This is a genomic window from Burkholderia sp. AU17457 (assembly GCF_002223255.1).
GTDB classification, from domain to species: Bacteria; Pseudomonadota; Gammaproteobacteria; order Burkholderiales; family Burkholderiaceae; genus Burkholderia; species Burkholderia sola.
Genome location: NZ_NKFB01000005.1, coordinates 398481 through 415796, shown reverse-complemented (window position 1 = coordinate 415796; position 17316 = coordinate 398481). Strand labels below are relative to the sequence as shown.

The window sequence follows — 17316 nt, the reverse complement described above, 5'->3', positions numbered from 1 at the left end:
CGGTGTCGGTCCCATTTCCCGTCGTCGTGTCAGCCGGCCGAACGCCGGGCGCGTTCGAGCAGCCATTGCGCGCCCGCGCGATCGCCGCCGACGTCGAGCAGCGTCGCGAGATGCGTCAGCGCCTCGTGATGCGTGGGGCGCAGGTACAGCGCCTTCCGGTAGAAGTCGCTCGCTTCCGCTGCGCGGCCGCGCGCATCCGCGATCAGTCCGTTCAGGTAGAACGCGTCGGCATGCGGGCCGACACGCGCCGAGAATTGCGCAAGCACGCGCTCGGCGTCGTCGAACGCGCCCGCGTTCGCCAGCGCCTGCGCATCCTCCAGCGTCGGCGCATCGTCGATCGTCGGCGCGATCCCGTCGTAGGCCGGGGCGGCCGCCACGGCGGTCGCCGCCGCCAGAGAGGCCCGCGCGTCGACTGCGGCAGCCTGCACGGCCGGCGCCGCCGCGAACGGCTGGCGCCCGTCGCCGAGCCAGCCCGGCGGCGCGACGGCCACCACCGGGCGCGGCGCGGCGAGCGGCGCGACCGTGAAGCGCTCCGCGCGCCGGTCCGGCGCCGCGGACAGCGGCACAACCGGCCGGGCCGCGCATGCATCGGCCGCCGCGCCCGCCGGCTCGCGATGAAACGCGAACGCCAGCGGCACGCGCGCCGAGCGCATCCCGTGCCGCATCGCGACGCCCGTCTCCGCCGGCCCGACGAACAGCATGCCGTCGTCGGCAAGACGCGCGTCGAGCGAGCGGATCGCGCGATCCTGCGCATCGCGGTCGAAATAGATCAGCACGTTGCGGCAGAACACGAAATCGTAGCGAATGCCGTTATCGGCAACCGGTTCGACGAGGTTCGCGTGACTGAACTGCACGCGCGCGCGCACGCGCTCGTCGAGCAGCCAGCCGTCGCGGGTCGGCGTGAAATACCGCGTACGGAACTCCATCGCGGTCCCGCGGAACGCATTGCGCCCGTAACAGCCGAGCCGCGCCTGTTCGATCGCGCGCGCGCTGAGGTCGATCGCGTCGATCGCGAAGCTCGCCGGCTCGAGCCCCGCATCCAGCAACGCCATCGCCGCCGAATACGGCTCCTCGCCCGTCGAGCACGGCGCGCTCAGCACGCGGATCACGCGGCCGGGCATCGCGGCGAGCCGTTCGGCGGCCTGCCGCGCGAGCGTCGCGAAGGCCTCGCGGTCGCGGAAGAACCACGTTTCCGGAACGACGAACAGCTCGATCAGCGCGCGCCGTTCGTCGGCCGACGCGTTGAGTTGCTGCCAGTACGCGTCGAGCGCTTCCGGCGTGACGGGCGGCCGCGCGGCCGACGGCACGCGCTCGCCGTCCGCCCGCAACGCATGCACGCGATCCGTCAGCGCCCGCATCAGGAAATCGTTGCCGAGCGAATCGGCGTCGATGCCGGTCTCGCGCAGCAACCAGTCGCGAAAGCGCGATTCGGACGCGTTCATGCGAACTCCTCCCCGTGGCCCGACAGGCCGTCGAACAGATACAGGCGTGCCACGTCGTCGATCAGGTCGGACACCGACAGTTGCTGCACGACGCCATCGGGCGTGTTCGCGACCCGCCCGAGCCAGCGCGTGCGTGCGGTCGAGACGCCGCTGGCGCGGAATGCCGCGCGGTCGATCCGCATCGTCTGCGTCGCGCGCTCGACGATCAGGCCGATCGTGCGCTCGCCATCGGCGTGACCGGAGCGATGGCGGACCATCACGAGCCGCGTCGAGCGCAGCGCCTGCGCGCGCCGCCCGAGCGCCAGCATCGGCACGTCGATCACCGGCACCGGCTGGCCGCCGCGCATCAGCAGCCCGGCGATCCAGTCGGGCGCGCCGGGAACCGCCTTCATGACGGCGAGCGGCAGCACCTCGTCGATGCCGGCCGCGTCGAGCGCATAGCGCTCGCCGTCGAGCTCGAACATCAGGAACAGCGCGTGCGCGCCGTTCTGCGGATCGGCGCGCGTCACGCGTCGACCTTGAAGCGCGACACGCTGGTGCGCAACTGGTTCGCGACGAGCGTCAGGTCGTCGATCGCCTGCGACGACTGGCGCAGCGACTCGGCCGTCTGCTGCGCGGCTTCCGACAGTTGCGACAGCGCCTGCGTGATCTGCTCGGCGCCGTTCGCCTGCGTCTGCATCCCTTCGTTGACCATCTGGAAGCGCGGCGCGAGCGTCTGCACCTCGGCGATGATTTGCGACAGCTGGCCGCCCACCTGCTGCACGTCGAGCATCCCGCGGCGCACTTCCTCGGAGAACTTGTCCATCCCCATCACGCCCGCCGACACGGCCGACTGGATTTCCTTCACCGTCTGCTCGATGTCGTAGGTCGCGACGGCCGTCTGGTCGGCCAGGCGGCGGATCTCGGTCGCGACGACCGCGAAACCGCGGCCGTACTCGCCGGCCTTCTCGGCCTCGATCGCCGCGTTCAGCGACAGCAGGTTGGTCTGGTCGGCCACCTTGGTGATCGTCGCGACCACCTGGTTGATGTTCAGCGCCTTCTCGTTGAGGATCGCGAGCTTCGCGTTCACCGAGCCGGCCGCGTCCATCACGCTGCGCATCGTCTCGCCCATCCGCGTGAGCCCGCTCTGGCTCACGCCCGCGAGCGTCGCCGACTGCTCGGCCACGCCGGCCACCTCGTTCATCGTGCGCAGCAGGTCGCGCGACGTCGCGAAGATCTCGCGCGACGTCGCGCCGATCTCGGTCGTCGTCGCCGCGGTCTCGTTCGCGGTCGCCTGCTGCTCGCGCGACGTCGCCGCGATTTCGGCCACCGACGTCGTCACCTGCAGCGACGACTGCTGCGCGCGCGAAACCAGCTCGGTCAGCTCGTCGGCCATCCGGTTGAAGCCGGTCTCGAGCGTGCCGAATTCGTCGCGGCGGCGCAGATCGAGGCGATGTGTCAGGTTGCCGGTGCGCATCACGTCGTGCACCTCGACGAGCCGCGCCATCGGCACGGTCACCGAGCGGTACAGCATGTAGCCGAGCCCGAGCGCGGACAGCAGCATGAACGCCAGCGCGGTCGCGAGCACGATCTCGGTGTCCTGCACGGATTCGCGGATCAGCTTCGCGGACTGCTCCGCGAACTTGCGGTTCTCCTGCACCAGCACGTTCGCGTTGCGCACGACCTCGGTCCATGCGGGCAGCGCTTTCGCGTACGCGGCAACCGCCTCGCCGTGCGATGCGCGGCTGTTCTGCACCGCTTCGTTCAGCAACGGCACGTAGTGATCGTACGCGCCGCGGAACGCCATGAAGCGCTGCCGGTCGTCGTCGCGAAACGTCGTGTTCTGGTAGTCCACCGACAGCGACTCGATCTCCTTCAGCGCGTCGGCGATCTTCGCGAGATCGCGCTGCGCGGCGTCGGGCTCGGTGTCGACGAAGATGCCGCGCTGCAGCAGCGTGAACGACTCGTTGACCGCGCCGCGCAGCGACGACGCAAGGTAGACGCCGGGCACCGAGTCGCGCTCGATGCTGACGGCTTCGGCGTTGATCGCACGCAGTCGCTCGTACGACACGCCGGCGGTCACCAGCATCAGCACGAACAGCAGGCCGAAGCTGAGCAGGATGCGATTGCCGAGCGTCAGCCGGGCAGCGCCGATCGTCGGATGCAGGCTTTCATTGGTCGCGCGGGGCGTCAAGGTGGCCATGTTCGTTATGGGCTTTCTAAATTCAGCGTTGAAAAATCCGCGCCCGCCTGGCGCGCCGGCTGGCGCGCCACGAGCGCATCGGGGTCCCGCGGGCGGCGCGGCGCCGGCAGGCCGCGTCGCGACATCATCGCTCCGCTTGCGCCGGCAGCCGAAGTGCGACCATGAAGCCGCGCGCCGTATTGCGCATCAGGATCTGGCCGCGATGCCGCGCCGCCGTCGCGCGGACGAACGCGAGGCCGAGGCCGAAACCGCTGCGCGCCGCGCCGTGCGCGGATTCGAGCTGCACGAACGACTCGGTCGCGGCCGTGCGCTGCTCCGGCGCGATGCCGGCGCCGGCATCCTCGACGCCGATCAGCCAGGCGTCGTCCTCGCCGGTCAGCGTGCAATGTACGTCCATCCCGGCCGGCCCATACTTCAGCCCGTTGTCGATCAGGTTCGCGACCGCGCGCGTCAGCATCATGCGGTCGCCCATCGTCACGCACTCGGTATCGGGCACGCACGCGCTCACCCGGCAGCCGAGCCCGGCCGCCTTCTCCCACAGCTGGTCGACGGCGTCGAGCACGATCTCGTTGAGACTCACGACCTCGTGCGCGCGGCGCTCGGACTGCGCGCGGGTCAGATGGATGAAGCCGTCGGCGAGCGCGAGCGCGCGCCGTGCATGGCCGGCGATGCGCTCCATGATCGCCGGCATGTCGCCGTGTTCGGCCCGGTAGACGTCGAGCAGCGCGAGGATCGACGTCTGCGGCGAACGCATGTCGTGCGACAGGAAATCGAGCGCCTCGTCGCGCTGCCGCGACATCAGGTACGAATTCGAGTGATAGCGGATGCGTGCGGTCAGCTCCATCGCGTCGGGGAGCTTCACCAGATAGTCGTTCGCGCCGGCGATGAACGCCTCGCGCTTGACGATCGGCTCCTCCTTCGCGGACAGCACGATGATCGGCACGCGCGCGGTGCGGGGGTCCGCGCGCCAGGCACGCACGAGATCGAGGCCGTCGATCTCCGGCATCACGAGATCCTGCAGGATGACCGTCGGCTTCACGTCGCGCGCGACCGCCATCGCCCGGTGCGCGTCGGTGCACACGTGCAGGTCGATGTCATGCTCGCTGCGCAGCGCGCGGCGGATCACCTCGCCGACGAACGGCTGGTCGTCGACCAGCAGGACCGATAAGCCCGATTCGAGGCAATCCGAGGCATTATCACTGCTCGATTCTTTCATAAATACAGTTTCAAACGCCGAATCTCCAATCGATTCTTTCATGGGAGTTGTTTATCCGACTTGGACGCTATCTTATATTGGCAGTTGAAAAAACCGCCTGATTCCGCCGATTTGGCCTGTCGGCATTGCCTCGCGGGGCTTTGGACGCCGCTTTCTTCCCCGTCGACGACCACATTACCTCCGCATTCTTTCTCTCAATAAACATAACCGGCTGATTCTAAATGAAATTAGAACACAGCATCTATCTCCTTCCGGTTTAGTTTTGCCAAATATGCAGAAAGATACGGAATCAGATAAATCAGATCATTTCCGGATTCGAGGGACGATAACGTTTGCGAGACCGGCGCCATGAGGTTTGCATGCGCTGCAAGGGTGGCGGCGGGTCGTATCAGGGGCGTGTATTGGGGCCGGATTCGAAGAGCGGCAAACGGCAGGCGGGAGAAGAGAAATCGCGCGACGGACGCGCTCGACCCGCGCGTTTCAGGGCCGGCAGGACGCCGGCCCGTGGGCCCGCTTACCCGCGCGCGTGCTGCGCGGACACTTCCTGCAGGTCGAGGTCGCGTTCGAGCGTGTGCAGCATCTCGTCGTGGATGCGCCCCGACCGATGCAGGCGCAACAGTTCGGCACGCCCGGCCCGGATCGCGGCCAGCACCACGTCGTAGTGCGCCATGCGCACTTCCGCCGGATACGCGGGTTCGTTCTTCGACCGTTCGGTCAGCTCGGCGCGATACGTATACTGCTCGAGCAGACGCGGATGGATCACGACGCCGTGCTCGTCGCGTACGAGCGGCTGGATCGCCGCGAGCTGCGCGGCCTCGACGTACGCCCACGTCTGCGGCTCGGTCAGATGGTGCGCGGCGCGCTCGTCGCGCTGCGGCAGGCGCAGCAGCCGGATCAGCGGCCCGATCGTCGTGCCCTGCAGCAGCACGGTCACGAGGATCACCGCGAACGACGCGACCAGGATCACGTCGCGGCCGGGCAGCGCCTCGGGCAGCGACAGTGCGATCGCCAGCGTCACCACGCCGCGCATCCCGGCCCAGCTCATGATCGTCGCGGCCTTCCAGTCGGGCGCGTCGCCGCGCCGCACGAGGCCACGCACCGGCCACTTCAGCGCCTCGACCGCGTAGATCCACACGAAGCGCGACAGGATCACCGCCGCCAGCACCGCGAGCACGGGCGGGACCATCGTGCCGAGCACCTGCTCGAAGCCGCCGAGCCGGTGGATCGCACCGCGCAGCGACAGCCCGATCAGCACGAACACCATCGCCTCGAGCAGGAACACGATGACCTGCCAGAACGCGGTGCCGCGCGTGCGCACGGCCGCCGAGAACACCTCGTGCTGATGCCAGCCGACGATCATGCCGGCCGTGACGGTCGCGATCACGCCCGACACCTCGACCATTTCGCCCGCGATGTACGCGATCCAGCCGGCGATCACCGCGACGGTGATCACGAGATAGTCGTCGTCGAGCAGCTTCAGGAACCACACGACGAGCTTGCCGACCACGAAGCCGACCACCACGCCGCCGAGCCCGAGTTCCGCGAAACGAACGACCGCATGCTCGACGCTGAACGCGCCGGTGAGCGCGGCCGCGACCGCGAAGCGGAACAGCACGAGGCCGGCCGCGTCGTTCAGCAGGCTCTCGCCTTCGAGCAATACCATCAACCGGCGCGGCAGCGCGACCCGTTCGAGCACGGCCTTCGCGGCGACCGCATCGGGCGGCGACACGATCGCGCCGAGCGCGAAGCATGCGGCCCACGGCAGCGCCGGCACCACCCAGTGCACGGCAAAGCCGACCGCGAATGTCGTGAACACGACCGCGCCGATCGCCAGCATCAGGATGCCGCCGACGTTGCGCTTGAACTCTTCCCACACGGAGAAGTACGCACCGTCCATCAGCAGCGGCGGCAGGAACACCAGCAGCACCAGCTCGGGATCGAGGTTGACCGGCGGCAGGCCGGGGATGAACGCGATGCCGATGCCGCCGATCAGCAGCGCGGCGGCGGGCGGCAACCTCAACCGCTTCGCGATGCATTCGAGCGCGACGATCGCGAGGAATGACAATAGAACCAGCTTGAATGCCGAGACGGGGGACATGAATCGACCTTGTGAAGAATGAATTCGCGCGTTCCGGCGTCGTACCCCGGTCGGCAGTTTCGCGCGATTACATCACGACGCGACACCCGCAGTCGAGCCCGTTCCGGGCGGCCCGCCGCGCGGAACACGCGCGGCGCCGTCATGAAAAAACGGCACGCGGGCCGGCCCGATCGCCCGCCCGCGTGCCGTCGCGGCGCCGCCCGGCCTGCCGCGCGTTACCGGCGCCGCACGACCATCAGCCGCGGCTCGGTCATGTCCTCGATCGCATAGCGGATGCCTTCGCGGCCGAGACCGGAATCCTTCACGCCGCCGTACGGCATGTTGTCGACGCGGAACGACGGCACGTCGTTGATCACGACGCCGCCGACTTCCAGCTCGTCCCATGCGCGGTGCGCATGCGCGAGCGAATCGGTGAACACGCCGGCCTGCAGCCCGAAGTCGCTGTCGTTGACGCGCGCGAGCGCGTCGTCGAAGCGGTCGAATTTCTCGAGGATCGCGACCGGGCCGAACGCCTCCTTACGGTACAGGTCCTGCTCGCGCCCGACGTTTTCCAGCAGCGTCGCCTCGAACATCGCGCCGTCGACCTTGCCGCCGGCGACGATCTTCGCGCCGGCCGCGACGGCCGCGTCCATCCAGCCCGACAGCCGGCGCGATTCGGATTCGGAGATCATCGGGCCGACGAACGTCGACGGATCCTTCGGATCGCCCATCTTCAGCGAACGCGTCTTCGCGATCAGCTTCTCGCGCAGCGCGTCGTACAGGTCGGCATGCACGAGGATCCGCTGCACGCCGATGCAGCTCTGGCCTGACTGGTAGTACGCGCCGAACGCGAGCCGCTCGACCACGTAGTCGAGCCGGTCGCGTTGATCCGCATCGACGATCGCCGCCGCGTTGCCGCCCAGTTCCAGCACGACTTTCTTCTTGCCGGCCTTCTCCTTCAGCGCCCAGCCGACGGCCGGCGAACCGGTGAACGACAGCAGCTTGAAGCGCTCGTCGGTCGTAAACAGGTCGGCGCCGTCGCGATGCGCGGGCAGCACCGAGAACGCGCCCTTCGGCAGGTCGGTTTCGGCGAGCACCTCGCCGATGATCAGCGCGCCGATCGGCGTGCGACTCGCGGGCTTCAGCACGAACGGACAGCCGGCCGCGAGCGCGGGCGCGACCTTGTGCGCGGCGAGGTTCAGCGGGAAGTTGAACGGCGAGATGAACGAGCACGGGCCGATCGGCACGCGCTTCGTGTAGCCCGTATAGCCCTGCGCACGCGCGGAGATCTCGAGGTTGACGATCTCGCCGTCGATGCGCACCGATTCCTCGGACGCGACACGGAACGTATCGATCAGCCGCGTGACTTCGCCCTTCGAATCGTTGATCGGCTTGCCGGCCTCGATGCACAGCGCCTCGGCCAGTTCGTCGAAACGTTCGCGAAAGCGCGCGACGCAATGATCGAGCACGGCCTGCCGCTTGTAGGCCGGCATCTCGCGCATCGGCTTCGTGGCGTCGACGGCCGCGGCGATCGCCGCATCGATCGCCTTCGCGTCGGCGAGCGCGACGCGCGTGGCGACCTTGCCGCTGAACTTGTCGGTCACCTCCAGATCGGTGTTCGCGTAGACGGCTTCGTTGGCGAGGTAGTACGGATAGGTTTCCTTCAACATGGAACGACTCCTTCCTGTGAACGGGGAATTCAGAGTTGCGCCGACAGGCGCTTGATCTCGCGATTCAGCACGCGCTCGTTGTCCGAGTAGTCGATCGGCACGTCGATCACGTGCACGCCCGGCGACGAGAAGCACTCGCGCAGCAGCGGCTCGAGATCGTCGGCCGACTCGACGCGGTGCCCGTGCGCGCCGTAGCTTTGCGCGTAAGACACGAAATCGGGGTTTTGCAGCGTCATCGCGAAATCGGGAAAATTCATGTTCTCCTGCTTCCAGCGGATCATCCCGAACGCGTCGTCGCGCAGGATCATCACGACGATGTCGAGCTTCAGCCGCACGGCCGTTTCGAGCTCCTGCGAATTCATCATGAAGCCGCCGTCGCCGCACACGGCGATCACCTTGCGCTGCGGATGCACGATCTTCGTCGCGATCGCCGACGGCAGGCCCGCGCCCATCGATGCGAGCGCGTTGTCGAGCAGCAGCGAGTTCGGCTCGTGCGCACGCCAGTAGCGCGCGAACCAGATCTTGTACATCCCGTTGTCGAGGCAGACGATGCCGTCCACCGGCAACGCGTTGTACAGGTCGTTGACGATCCGCACCGGATACATCGGAAAACGCGGGTCGTGCTGCCCTTTCTGCAGATGCGCGTCGAAATGCTCCTTGATCATCCTGAAGCGCTCGAAATCCCAGTGCGATTGCGGCGTCACCGCTTCCTTCATCTGCCACACCGCGTTCGCGATGTCGCCGACCACCTCGATCTGCGGAAAATAGACGGGATCGACCTGCGCGCCGAGGAAGTTCACGTGGATCACGGTCTTGTCGTCGGTGCGCATGAAGAACGGCGGCTTTTCGATCACGTCGTGGCCGACGTTGATGATGCAATCCGCGTGCTCGATCGCGCGATGCACGAAGTCGCCGTCGGACAGCGTCGCGTTGCCGAGCCACAGCGGGTGCGTCTCGTCGATCACGCCCTTGCCCATCTGCGTCGTGAAGAACGGGATGCCCGTCTTGTCGACGAATTCGAGCAGCATCTTGCAGGTGGTCTTGCGATTGCCGCCCGCGCCGATCATCAACAGCGGATGGCGCGCGGCCTGGATCGCGTCGACCGCGTGCGCGACCGCCTTCTCCTCCGCCACCGGCCGCCGGCTGTAGCTGCGCGGGATCGGCTTGCCGTCGCCCTCCTCGTGCGCGATGTCTTCCGGCAGCTCGAGGTGCGCGGCGCCCGGCCGCTCTTCCTCCGCGCGGCGGAACGCCTCGCGCACCGCCGACGGGATGTTGCCGATCGACACGATCTGCCGCGTGAACTTCGTGAGCGGCTGCATCATGTCGACCACGTCGACGATCTGGAAGTGGCCCTGCTTGCTGGACTTGATCGGCTTCTGCCCGGTGATCATCAGCATCGGCATCCCGCCGAGCTGTGCATATGCGGCGGCCGTCACGAAGTTCGTCGCGCCCGGCCCGAGCGTCGCGAGACACACGCCGGTGCGGCCCGTGAGGCGGCCGTAGGTGGCGGCCATGAACCCGGCCGCCTGCTCGTGCCGGGTCAGCACGAGCTTGATCTTCGATCGCCGCAGCGATTCGAGCAGATCGAGGTTTTCTTCGCCTGGAATGCCGAACACGTACTCGACGCCTTCGGCTTCCAGCGCCTTCACGAACAGATCCGATGCTTTCATGGGGACTCTCGGTTATGCCGCCTGCCCGGCCTACGGACACGCGGCGTTCAGGACGCGCGCCGGCCTACGGCACGCGGACGCCTTACCTACTGGACACAGACCACGGCACTGCTCGCCGCGCAACACGCGATGCTCGAGGCGTGAGGCGTGGCGGCGCCCCCGGGATGCCGGAGGACGAACGGATTCGCCCGCGCGCGGCAAGCGCGCACGGGCGGCAAAGACGCTTTTGATTGTAGACGGATTCGCGGCATTCCGGCTTCGGCCGGATGGCCGGCTCCGGCCTCGCGACAGGATCGGCCTGACGGCCAATTCGACCTCGAACGACGCGCGCGGCGCTACCGTAGGCGCGACGACTCCATTCATCGAACATGTGAACCATGGTTGACATCCTGCAATCCGTGCCTTACTGTGCGCCTACGTACAGCATCCGGACCACCGACGTCTTCGACGCCTGGTTTGCCGGCCTGCCCGATCGCCTCGCCAAGCGCCGCATCCAGGCGCGCATCGACCGCCTGTCGATGGGCAATACGGGCGACTGGAAATCCGCCGGCTCCCCCGTCGTCGAAATGCGTATCGACCACGGCCCCGGCTATCGCGTCTACTACGTGAGGCGCGGAACGATATGGGTCATCCTGCTCTGCGGCGGCGATAAATCGACGCAACGGGCCGACATACGCGCCGCGCATGCAATGCTCGCGCACCTCGACATGGAGTGATCGATGGACAAGATCAACACGCGGCCGTGGGATTCGGCCGAACATCTGAAAACCGAAGACGACATGGCCGAGTACTTCGACGCCTGCCTGCAGGAGGGCGGCGACGATCCGGCCTTCATCGCGCACGCGCTCGGCGTGATCGCCCGCGCTCGCGGCATGTCGCAGGTCGCACGCGATGCGGGCCTGTCGCGCGAAGGGCTGTACAAGGCGCTGTCGCACGACGGCAATCCGAGCTTCGGCACGATCCTGAAAGTCATCAAGGCGCTCGGCCTGCAATTGCACGGCGCGAAGGCGGCCGCATAATCCGGCGGCGCACCGCGTCGGGCCGCGGGCGCAACGCGCGTGCCCGCGTCAGTGCAGCCACCCGGCCGCCCAGCGCGGCGCGAGCGACACCAGATACAACCCGAGCCCGATCAGCCCGCCGACCAGCGTGCCGTTGATGCGGATGTATTGCAGATCCTTGCCGATGTTCAGCTCGATCTGTCGCGACATCTCGCGCGCATCCCAGTTGCGCACCGTGTCGCGAATGTGACGCATCAGGAAATCGGCGAAATCGGGCGCCATCTCGTGCACGGCCTTCTCGACGTGCTCGTTCAGCGACGCACGCAGCGCCGGGCTCTCCGCGAGCCGTGCGCCGAGCCAGCCACCGAGCGTCGCGGCTTGCCGGTGCAGCGCCGAATCGGGGCGCGCGAGATCGGCCTTCAGCCACGCGCGCAACTGGTCCCACAAATCGCGCACGTAGTCGTTGAACGCATCGCCATCGCGAATATAGCGCTTGATCTCCTCGCCCTTCTCGATGAACGCGGGGTCGTGCTTCAACCGCTCGGTCAGCCGCACGACCGTCCGATCGAAGCGTTGCCGCAGTTCGTGCTCGGGGTCGGCCGCGACGCCTTCGAGCACGCGGCTCACCGCGCTTGCGAGCATCCGCGCGCCGTTTTCGCCGAACCACTGCGTCGGCATGATCTTCTCGACCTTCGGGTATTGCGTCTTCAGCCATTCGACGATGAAGCCCGCGATCACCTCGCGGTTCTCTTCCTTGTCGAGCACGTCGACCACCTGTTCGATCGCGTCGTCGAGCAGCGCCTGGTGGCGGCCGTCCTTCGTCAGCGTGTCGAGGATCGCGCCGGCCGATTGCGACAGGTCGACCCGGTCGATCACCGCGCGGAACGCGTCGTGGACGAACGACTGGATCCGCGCGTCGTCGGTCATGTCGAGCGCGAAGCTCATCAGCTTCGTCACGTAGCCGCCGAGCGCGTCGGTGTTCGCCGGCTCGCCGAGCCACGCGCCGAGCTTCTGCGCGGGATCGTGCTGGCGGATCTGCGCGGCGAGCGCGTCGGGGCCGAGGAATTTCTCGCGCACGAATACCGCGAGGTTGTCGGCGATCTTGTCCTTGTTCTTCGGAATGATCTCGGTGTGGCGCGACACGAACGGGATCGGCACGCGACGGAACAGCGCGACGACCGCGAACCAGTCGGCGAGCGCACCGACCATCGCGGCTTCGGCGACCGCCTTGAAGCCGTCGACCCACGGGCCGCGCGGCAGCAGGATGGTGGTGACGAACACCGCGACGGCCGCCAGCAGCAGCCACAGCGCACGGCGTTTGCTTCGTTTCAGTTCGAGGGCTTTGTCTGGCGTCATGGAGGGCGGGGGGATCGGCGATGCCGTTAATATCCCCGATTTCGCCCCCACCGACAAACCCGTAGCCGGCGCGGGCACGCACGGCGCATGCGCGCCGCCCGCGCCGCGCTGCTACATGAACGTCTTCAGATTGACCGCCGGATCGGCCAGCTTCACCGGATCGGGCACCGCGCCTGCCGCGATCAACCGCCGCGACGCGCCGATGTCGCGCCCGAGGTTCGCCGCGGCCACCGCGACGATCCTGCCGTCATCGCCGAGTCCGAACACCGTAAACGGCCCGCTCGCCGGATCGCCGCGCACGACGATCGTGCGTTCGTCGCCGAACAGCCCGAGCATCTGCAGGTTGCAGTCGTACTGATCGGACCACAGCCACGGCAGCTCGGCATAGCGCTCGTCGGCGCCGAGCAGGTTCGCGGCCGCGACGGCCGGCTGGTTTTCGGCCACCTGCCACGATTCGATCCGCACATGCCGCCCGAGCAGCGGATTGAAGTGCATCGTCACCTCGCCCGCCGCGAAGATCGCCACATCGGCCGTGCGGCAGCCCGCGTCGACGCGAATCCCGTTGTCGACGTCGAGCCCGGCCGCCTGCGCGAGCTCGACGTTGGGCACCACGCCGATGCCGACCACGACGATGTCGGCCGGCACGTCGCCGCGATCGGTCTCGACGATCGCGCCGCCGCCCGGCGCGCGGCGGATCGCGCGCGGCAGCGTCGCCGTCCGGAACGCCACGCCGCGCGCATCGTGCAATTGCCGCGCATACGCACCGACCACTTCCGGCAACGCGCGTTGCAGCAAGCGCGCAGCCGGGTCGATCACCGTCACGTCGCAGCCGAGCTGACGCGCCGCCGCCGCGACCTCGAGGCCAATGAAGCCGCCGCCGAGCACCGCCACGCGGCGCCCGGGCGCAAGCTGCGCACGCAATGCACGCGCATCGTCGACCGTGCGGACGTAGTGCACGGCGACACCTTCGTCGATCGCCCCGCCGAACGTGCGCACGCGCGAGCCCGTCGCGAGCACGAGCTTCGCGTACGGCAACGACGCACCGTCGTCGAGCCGCACGCGCTGCGCATCGCGCTCGATCGCGTCGACGCGCGTGCCGAGCCGCAACTCGATGCGCTGCGCGTCGTACCACGCGGCATCGCGGATGAACGCGCGCCGTTCGCCGCCCTCCGTCAGCAGCGCATCCTTCGACAACGCCGGCCGGTCGTACGGCAGCTCGCGCTCCGCGCCGATCATCACGATGCGCGCATCGGCATCGCGCTCGCGCAGCGCCTCGGCCGTGCGCCGCGCCGCGTGGCCGGCGCCGACGATCACGAACGGGTCAGCCGACATTGACTTCCACCTGTCCGTCGACGATCCGGATCGGATAGGTCCGCACCGGCTCGGTGATCGGCGCGCATTTCGGCGCGCCGGTGCGAATGTCGATCAGCCCCTGGTGCAGCGGGCATTCGACGCAGCCGTCCTCCACATAGCCTTCGGACAAGCGCGCGTGACCGTGCGAACACAGGTCGTGCATCGCGAACAGTTCGTCGCCGATCCGGAACACGGCGATCGGCTTCTGGCCGGCGACGCGCGCCGCCGGTTCGTCCTCGGAGAATTCGTCGAAAGCGCCGAGCGGATGCCACTCGGCCAGCGTTGCTTCAGTCATGTCGGTTCCTTGCTTCGTCAGAGCGGTCAGATCGGCGTCGCGAGCAGCGTCTGCACGCGCGACGTGTCGTAGATCACGCGCTTGGTCTTGTAGCGCAGCCCGTCCGGCGTACGCACAACCGTGTCGTAGTACTTGCCGGCCTGGTACACGTTCGATTCGCCGTTGCTGCGCGTCTGCACGACCACGTAGTTGCTCTCGGTATCGAACTCGCCGTCGCGTTCGGCGACGATCGTCAGGCCCGACGTCATGTGCCGGTACGTATGCTCTTCGTAGATGTTCGCGTGCCGCAGCGACACCACGCGGTCGCGCAGCATCCGCTGGTTCGTGCAGTGCACGATCCCGACCGGCAGCCCGAGATCGGCGTTCTCCTTCGGCACGATTTCGTACGTGCAATCCTCGGTGAACATCTCCGGCCAGTGCTCGAGCCGGTCGTTGTCGAGGTGCCCGATATAGCGGTTCTGGAGCATGTAAATCTCGAACCACGTCTTCATGTCTTCCGTCATTTTTTGCTCCCGCGTCAATAGCCCATCAGCTTCTGGTAGCCGACCCAGAACTTGCGGATCAGGCTCTCGGTAATCACCGTGTCCTGCTGGTCAGGATTGCCGCGCGACATCTCGATCACCGACGTCGCATCGGCATCGCGCACGGTGCCGCGCTGCACGAGCTCGGTCGCTTCGGTGTCCTCCATCGAGATGTAGCCGGCCGGCCCGACCAGGTTCGCCTGCTTGATGCGCAGCGCGCGCAGCTCGGGCGTGTCGTCCGCGTAGCCGAAGAAGTGGAAGATCAGCTCGAAGTTGTCGGGGCCCTTCGGCAGGATCTGCCGCGCGACCAGCGTATTGTGGATCTGCTGGATCACGAGTTGCGGGAAGATCGGCTGGATATGGTTCGTGCAGTCCTCGTCGTATTCCGACACGAGATCGAGGATCGATTCGTCTTCCAGATGGAAGCCCTCGTCGAACGAGCGAATGTTCTGCTGCTTGTACGCGGCCGACGTGTCGTCGCCCGTCTTCGTCACCGTGATGATGCTGTGCAGCCCGTGGTTCGCGTCCGGAATCGAGCGCGCCTTCATCCCGACGCGGAAGATGTTGAAGGTCGTATGGAACAGGTGCAGCATGCTCGCGTGATACGGATCCTTCACGTTCTCCATGTACAGCTTCCAGTTCGACTTCGAATACTGGCGCGTGCAGCCGAGATACTCGATCGGCTTGTGGAAGATCCGGTCGATCCACGGGCGCATCTGCTCGCCGAGATACTCGGGCAGCGGCGCGACTTCATCGCTGAAGGTCGCGAACACGAGCCCGCGATAGCTGTCGACGCGCAGCTTGCGCAGCCCGTGCTGCTTCGGATCGAAATCGGCGGGCATCCCGGTCATTCCCTTCTGGCCGCGCCGGAACGGCACGCCGAGCAGGTTGCCCTCGTTGTCGAAGCTCCACTGGTGATACACGCACGTGTGCGAGCTCGCGTTGCCGCGCGACTTGCGGCACACCTGCGCGCCGCGGTGCGCGCAGCGGTTCACCCACGCGGACAGCGCGCCGTCCTCGGTGCGCGTGACGACCACCGGCGTGTCGCCGACGAACGTGCTCTTGAAGTCGCCGGCGTTCGGGATTTCGGCTTCGAGCGCGACGAAGTTCCACGTCGGCCCGCGGAAGATGCGTTCCTGCTCGCGATCGTAGACCGCACGCGAGCTGAACACCTTGTACGGCACGCGCGAGCCGTCGTCGTGCGGGAAAGTCACGTCGGATGCGTCGCCGCGCGCGGCGAAAACGACGGGCGATTCTGTCTGCTCCATGTCGGACTCCTTGTCGATCCGTTGCGTTGAATGCATGGAGCCGATTTTTGAAAAGCTAATATTCGGCGTCTATCCGGAAAGTGCGATTGCGGCGGCGCAATATCCACTTTCGGCGGATTTCTGCGCTAGCATGACGGCACACGCGACCCGGCGCGCGATCGCGACCCATTCGTGGGATCGAAGCGCGCATCGTCCATACCAAGGCTGAGGCCCATGTCCCCAACGTCGTTCGAGCCGCTCGCGCTGCGCGCGCACCGGCTGTTCGAATCCCGCGATCTCGACGAGACGCGCGAGCGGATCTCGCGCGTGATGCAGCCGCACGCGCTGCTGCCGAGCGGCCGCGTGCAAGGCGCGTCGCACATGGATTTCGTCAGGCTGGGCGGCCTCGGGATCGGCACGATCGCGTTCGGCGATGCGATGCGCGTGCAGGTCGACGCCGTCGACGGCTATTACCTGCTGATGTTCTGCCTGTCCGGCCAGGCCGAAGTGCGCGCGATGGGGCGGCAACTTGGCGTCGACGGGCAGACCGGCGTGCTGTGCGCGCCCGGAGAGCGCTTCGACGCGGTGCTGTCGGCCGATTGCGAGCAGTTCGTGCTGCGCATCGACGCGACGACCGTCGGCGCGCTGACCGGCGACCCGCGCGCGACGCTCGACCCGGTGCTGCACGTCAGCGACGCCGCGCTCGCCGCGTGGCGCCAGCAACTGATGCTCGTCGCGCGGTCGCCCGAGCTGCTCGAACGCGCGAACGCGAACCCGCGTGTCGCGTCGCAGCTCGAGCATCTGCTGATCGACCTGCTGATCGAAGGCCATCCGCCTTCCGCGCTGCAGGCGTCGCACCGCGACCCGGCGCCGGGCTTCGTGCGGCGCGCACAGGAATTCGTCGATGCGCACTATGCGCAGCCGCTGCAGCTCGCCGATATCGTCCAGGCCGCCAACGTGCCCGAACGGACGCTGCGCGACGCGTTCCTGCAGTTCCGCGGGATGAGCCCGATGCAATACCTGCGTGCGACGCGGCTCGCGCACGCGCGGGAACTGCTGCGCGGCGCGGCATCCGACCGGCGAATCGCCGATATCGCGCTGGACTGCGGGTTTACCCACCTCGGACGGTTCGCGATCGCGTATCGGGAAAGGTTCGGCGAGTCGCCGTCGGAGACGCTCGGCGCGACGCGCTGAACGCACGCCCGGGCGTATCCGGGTGGGCGCGTTCGCGGCGGCTGCGCGAGCGGTTGCCGGTTACGTGGCGGGCGCGCACGATGACCGGCGGGCCG

Annotated in this window: 15 protein-coding genes; 3 read left to right on the top strand and 12 right to left on the bottom strand. The window is 67.6% G+C overall.

Going from position 1 to position 17316, the window contains the following annotated elements; translation table 11 throughout:
• Positions 1-29 precede the first annotated feature (29 nt).
• The 7 genes from CFB49_RS19110 to CFB49_RS19075 form a co-directional block, all read right to left on the bottom strand.
• Entirely contained in the window at positions 30-1442 is a 1413-nt protein-coding gene (locus tag CFB49_RS19110) for a CheR family methyltransferase (protein WP_089492051.1), read from the bottom strand.
• The gene (locus CFB49_RS19105) at positions 1439-1951 is read right to left on the bottom strand and encodes a chemotaxis protein CheW (protein WP_089436124.1); all 513 of its coding nucleotides are present in this window, start codon (positions 1949-1951) and stop codon (positions 1439-1441) included. The genes CFB49_RS19110 and CFB49_RS19105 overlap by 4 nt, the downstream gene beginning before the upstream one ends.
• The gene (locus tag CFB49_RS19100) at positions 1948-3624 is read right to left on the bottom strand and encodes a methyl-accepting chemotaxis protein (protein ID WP_069618582.1); all 1677 of its coding nucleotides are present in this window, start codon (positions 3622-3624) and stop codon (positions 1948-1950) included. Before CFB49_RS19100 ends, CFB49_RS19105 begins: the two co-directional genes overlap by 4 nt.
• A 124-nt stretch (positions 3625-3748) precedes the next feature.
• Positions 3749-4882 carry a hybrid sensor histidine kinase/response regulator gene (locus CFB49_RS19090; RefSeq protein WP_089436123.1) on the bottom strand — a complete coding sequence of 378 codons (1134 nt, stop codon included), beginning with the start codon at positions 4880-4882 and terminating at the stop codon, positions 3749-3751.
• 472 nt (positions 4883-5354) lie between these two features.
• On the bottom strand, positions 5355-6938 hold the full coding sequence (locus tag CFB49_RS19085) for a Na+/H+ antiporter (RefSeq protein WP_069618584.1): 1584 nt from the start codon (positions 6936-6938) through the stop codon (positions 5355-5357).
• A gap of 215 nt (positions 6939-7153) precedes the next feature.
• Positions 7154-8587, bottom strand: coding sequence for an aldehyde dehydrogenase family protein (locus CFB49_RS19080; protein ID WP_069618585.1), 1434 nt, complete (start codon positions 8585-8587; stop codon positions 7154-7156).
• A gap of 29 nt (positions 8588-8616) precedes the next feature.
• A complete protein-coding gene (locus CFB49_RS19075) occupies positions 8617-10257 on the bottom strand; it encodes an acetolactate synthase large subunit (protein WP_089492050.1) in 1641 nt (546 codons plus the stop codon).
• A gap of 377 nt (positions 10258-10634) precedes the next feature.
• On the opposite strand from CFB49_RS19075, the gene CFB49_RS19070 reads away from it, so the two are divergent.
• Both CFB49_RS19070 and CFB49_RS19065 read left to right on the top strand, forming a co-directional pair.
• Positions 10635-10973 (top strand): type II toxin-antitoxin system RelE/ParE family toxin, encoded by a 339-nt coding sequence (locus CFB49_RS19070; protein ID WP_089436120.1) that lies wholly within the window; start codon positions 10635-10637, stop codon positions 10971-10973.
• 3 nt (positions 10974-10976) lie between these two features.
• A complete protein-coding gene (locus CFB49_RS19065; protein WP_050017389.1) occupies positions 10977-11276 on the top strand; it encodes an addiction module antidote protein in 300 nt (99 codons plus the stop codon).
• A 48-nt stretch (positions 11277-11324) separates the two neighbouring features.
• Here CFB49_RS19065 and CFB49_RS19060 read toward each other — a convergent pair whose 3' ends face one another.
• The 5 genes from CFB49_RS19060 to andAc form a co-directional block, all read right to left on the bottom strand.
• Complete coding sequence (locus CFB49_RS19060) at positions 11325-12611, bottom strand: DUF445 domain-containing protein (RefSeq protein ID WP_069618588.1); 1287 nt, start codon at positions 12609-12611, stop codon at positions 11325-11327.
• A 111-nt stretch (positions 12612-12722) separates the two neighbouring features.
• Positions 12723-13943 carry an anthranilate 1,2-dioxygenase system ferredoxin--NAD(+) reductase gene (gene andAa, locus CFB49_RS19055; RefSeq protein ID WP_089492049.1) on the bottom strand — a complete coding sequence of 407 codons (1221 nt, stop codon included), beginning with the start codon at positions 13941-13943 and terminating at the stop codon, positions 12723-12725.
• Entirely contained in the window at positions 13933-14259 is a 327-nt protein-coding gene (gene andAb, locus CFB49_RS19050; protein WP_039344765.1) for an anthranilate 1,2-dioxygenase ferredoxin subunit AndAb, read from the bottom strand. The genes andAa and andAb overlap by 11 nt, the downstream gene beginning before the upstream one ends.
• Positions 14260-14285: 26 nt before the next feature.
• Positions 14286-14762 carry an anthranilate 1,2-dioxygenase small subunit AndAd gene (gene andAd, locus CFB49_RS19045; RefSeq protein ID WP_006479528.1) on the bottom strand — a complete coding sequence of 159 codons (477 nt, stop codon included), beginning with the start codon at positions 14760-14762 and terminating at the stop codon, positions 14286-14288.
• Between the two features lie 14 nt (positions 14763-14776).
• Positions 14777-16048 (bottom strand): anthranilate 1,2-dioxygenase large subunit AndAc, encoded by a 1272-nt coding sequence (gene andAc / locus CFB49_RS19040; RefSeq protein ID WP_069618590.1) that lies wholly within the window; start codon positions 16046-16048, stop codon positions 14777-14779.
• A 213-nt stretch (positions 16049-16261) separates the two neighbouring features.
• Here andAc and andR point away from each other — a divergent pair, with 213 nt between their 5' ends.
• Positions 16262-17221: an anthranilate 1,2-dioxygenase regulatory protein AndR gene (andR, locus tag CFB49_RS19035; RefSeq protein ID WP_069618591.1), complete on the top strand. Its 960-nt coding sequence runs from the start codon at positions 16262-16264 to the stop codon at positions 17219-17221.
• Positions 17222-17316 lie beyond the last annotated feature (95 nt).

Coding starts and splice junctions, on each gene's coding strand:
- CFB49_RS19110 (WP_089492051.1), bottom strand. CDS start 1,442: ATGAACGCGTCCGAATCGCGCTTTCGCGACTGGTTGCTGCGCGAGACC.
- CFB49_RS19100 (WP_069618582.1), bottom strand. CDS start 3,624: ATGGCCACCTTGACGCCCCGCGCGACCAATGAAAGCCTGCATCCGACG.
- CFB49_RS19090 (WP_089436123.1), bottom strand. CDS start 4,882: ATGAAAGAATCGATTGGAGATTCGGCGTTTGAAACTGTATTTATGAAA.
- CFB49_RS19085 (WP_069618584.1), bottom strand. CDS start 6,938: ATGTCCCCCGTCTCGGCATTCAAGCTGGTTCTATTGTCATTCCTCGCG.
- CFB49_RS19080 (WP_069618585.1), bottom strand. CDS start 8,587: ATGTTGAAGGAAACCTATCCGTACTACCTCGCCAACGAAGCCGTCTAC.
- CFB49_RS19075 (WP_089492050.1), bottom strand. CDS start 10,257: ATGAAAGCATCGGATCTGTTCGTGAAGGCGCTGGAAGCCGAAGGCGTC.
- CFB49_RS19070 (WP_089436120.1), top strand. CDS start 10,635: ATGGTTGACATCCTGCAATCCGTGCCTTACTGTGCGCCTACGTACAGC.
- CFB49_RS19065 (WP_050017389.1), top strand. CDS start 10,977: ATGGACAAGATCAACACGCGGCCGTGGGATTCGGCCGAACATCTGAAA.
- CFB49_RS19060 (WP_069618588.1), bottom strand. CDS start 12,611: ATGACGCCAGACAAAGCCCTCGAACTGAAACGAAGCAAACGCCGTGCG.
- andAa (WP_089492049.1), bottom strand. CDS start 13,943: ATGTCGGCTGACCCGTTCGTGATCGTCGGCGCCGGCCACGCGGCGCGG.
- andAb (WP_039344765.1), bottom strand. CDS start 14,259: ATGACTGAAGCAACGCTGGCCGAGTGGCATCCGCTCGGCGCTTTCGAC.
- andAd (WP_006479528.1), bottom strand. CDS start 14,762: ATGACGGAAGACATGAAGACGTGGTTCGAGATTTACATGCTCCAGAAC.
- andAc (WP_069618590.1), bottom strand. CDS start 16,048: ATGGAGCAGACAGAATCGCCCGTCGTTTTCGCCGCGCGCGGCGACGCA.
- andR (WP_069618591.1), top strand. CDS start 16,262: ATGTCCCCAACGTCGTTCGAGCCGCTCGCGCTGCGCGCGCACCGGCTG.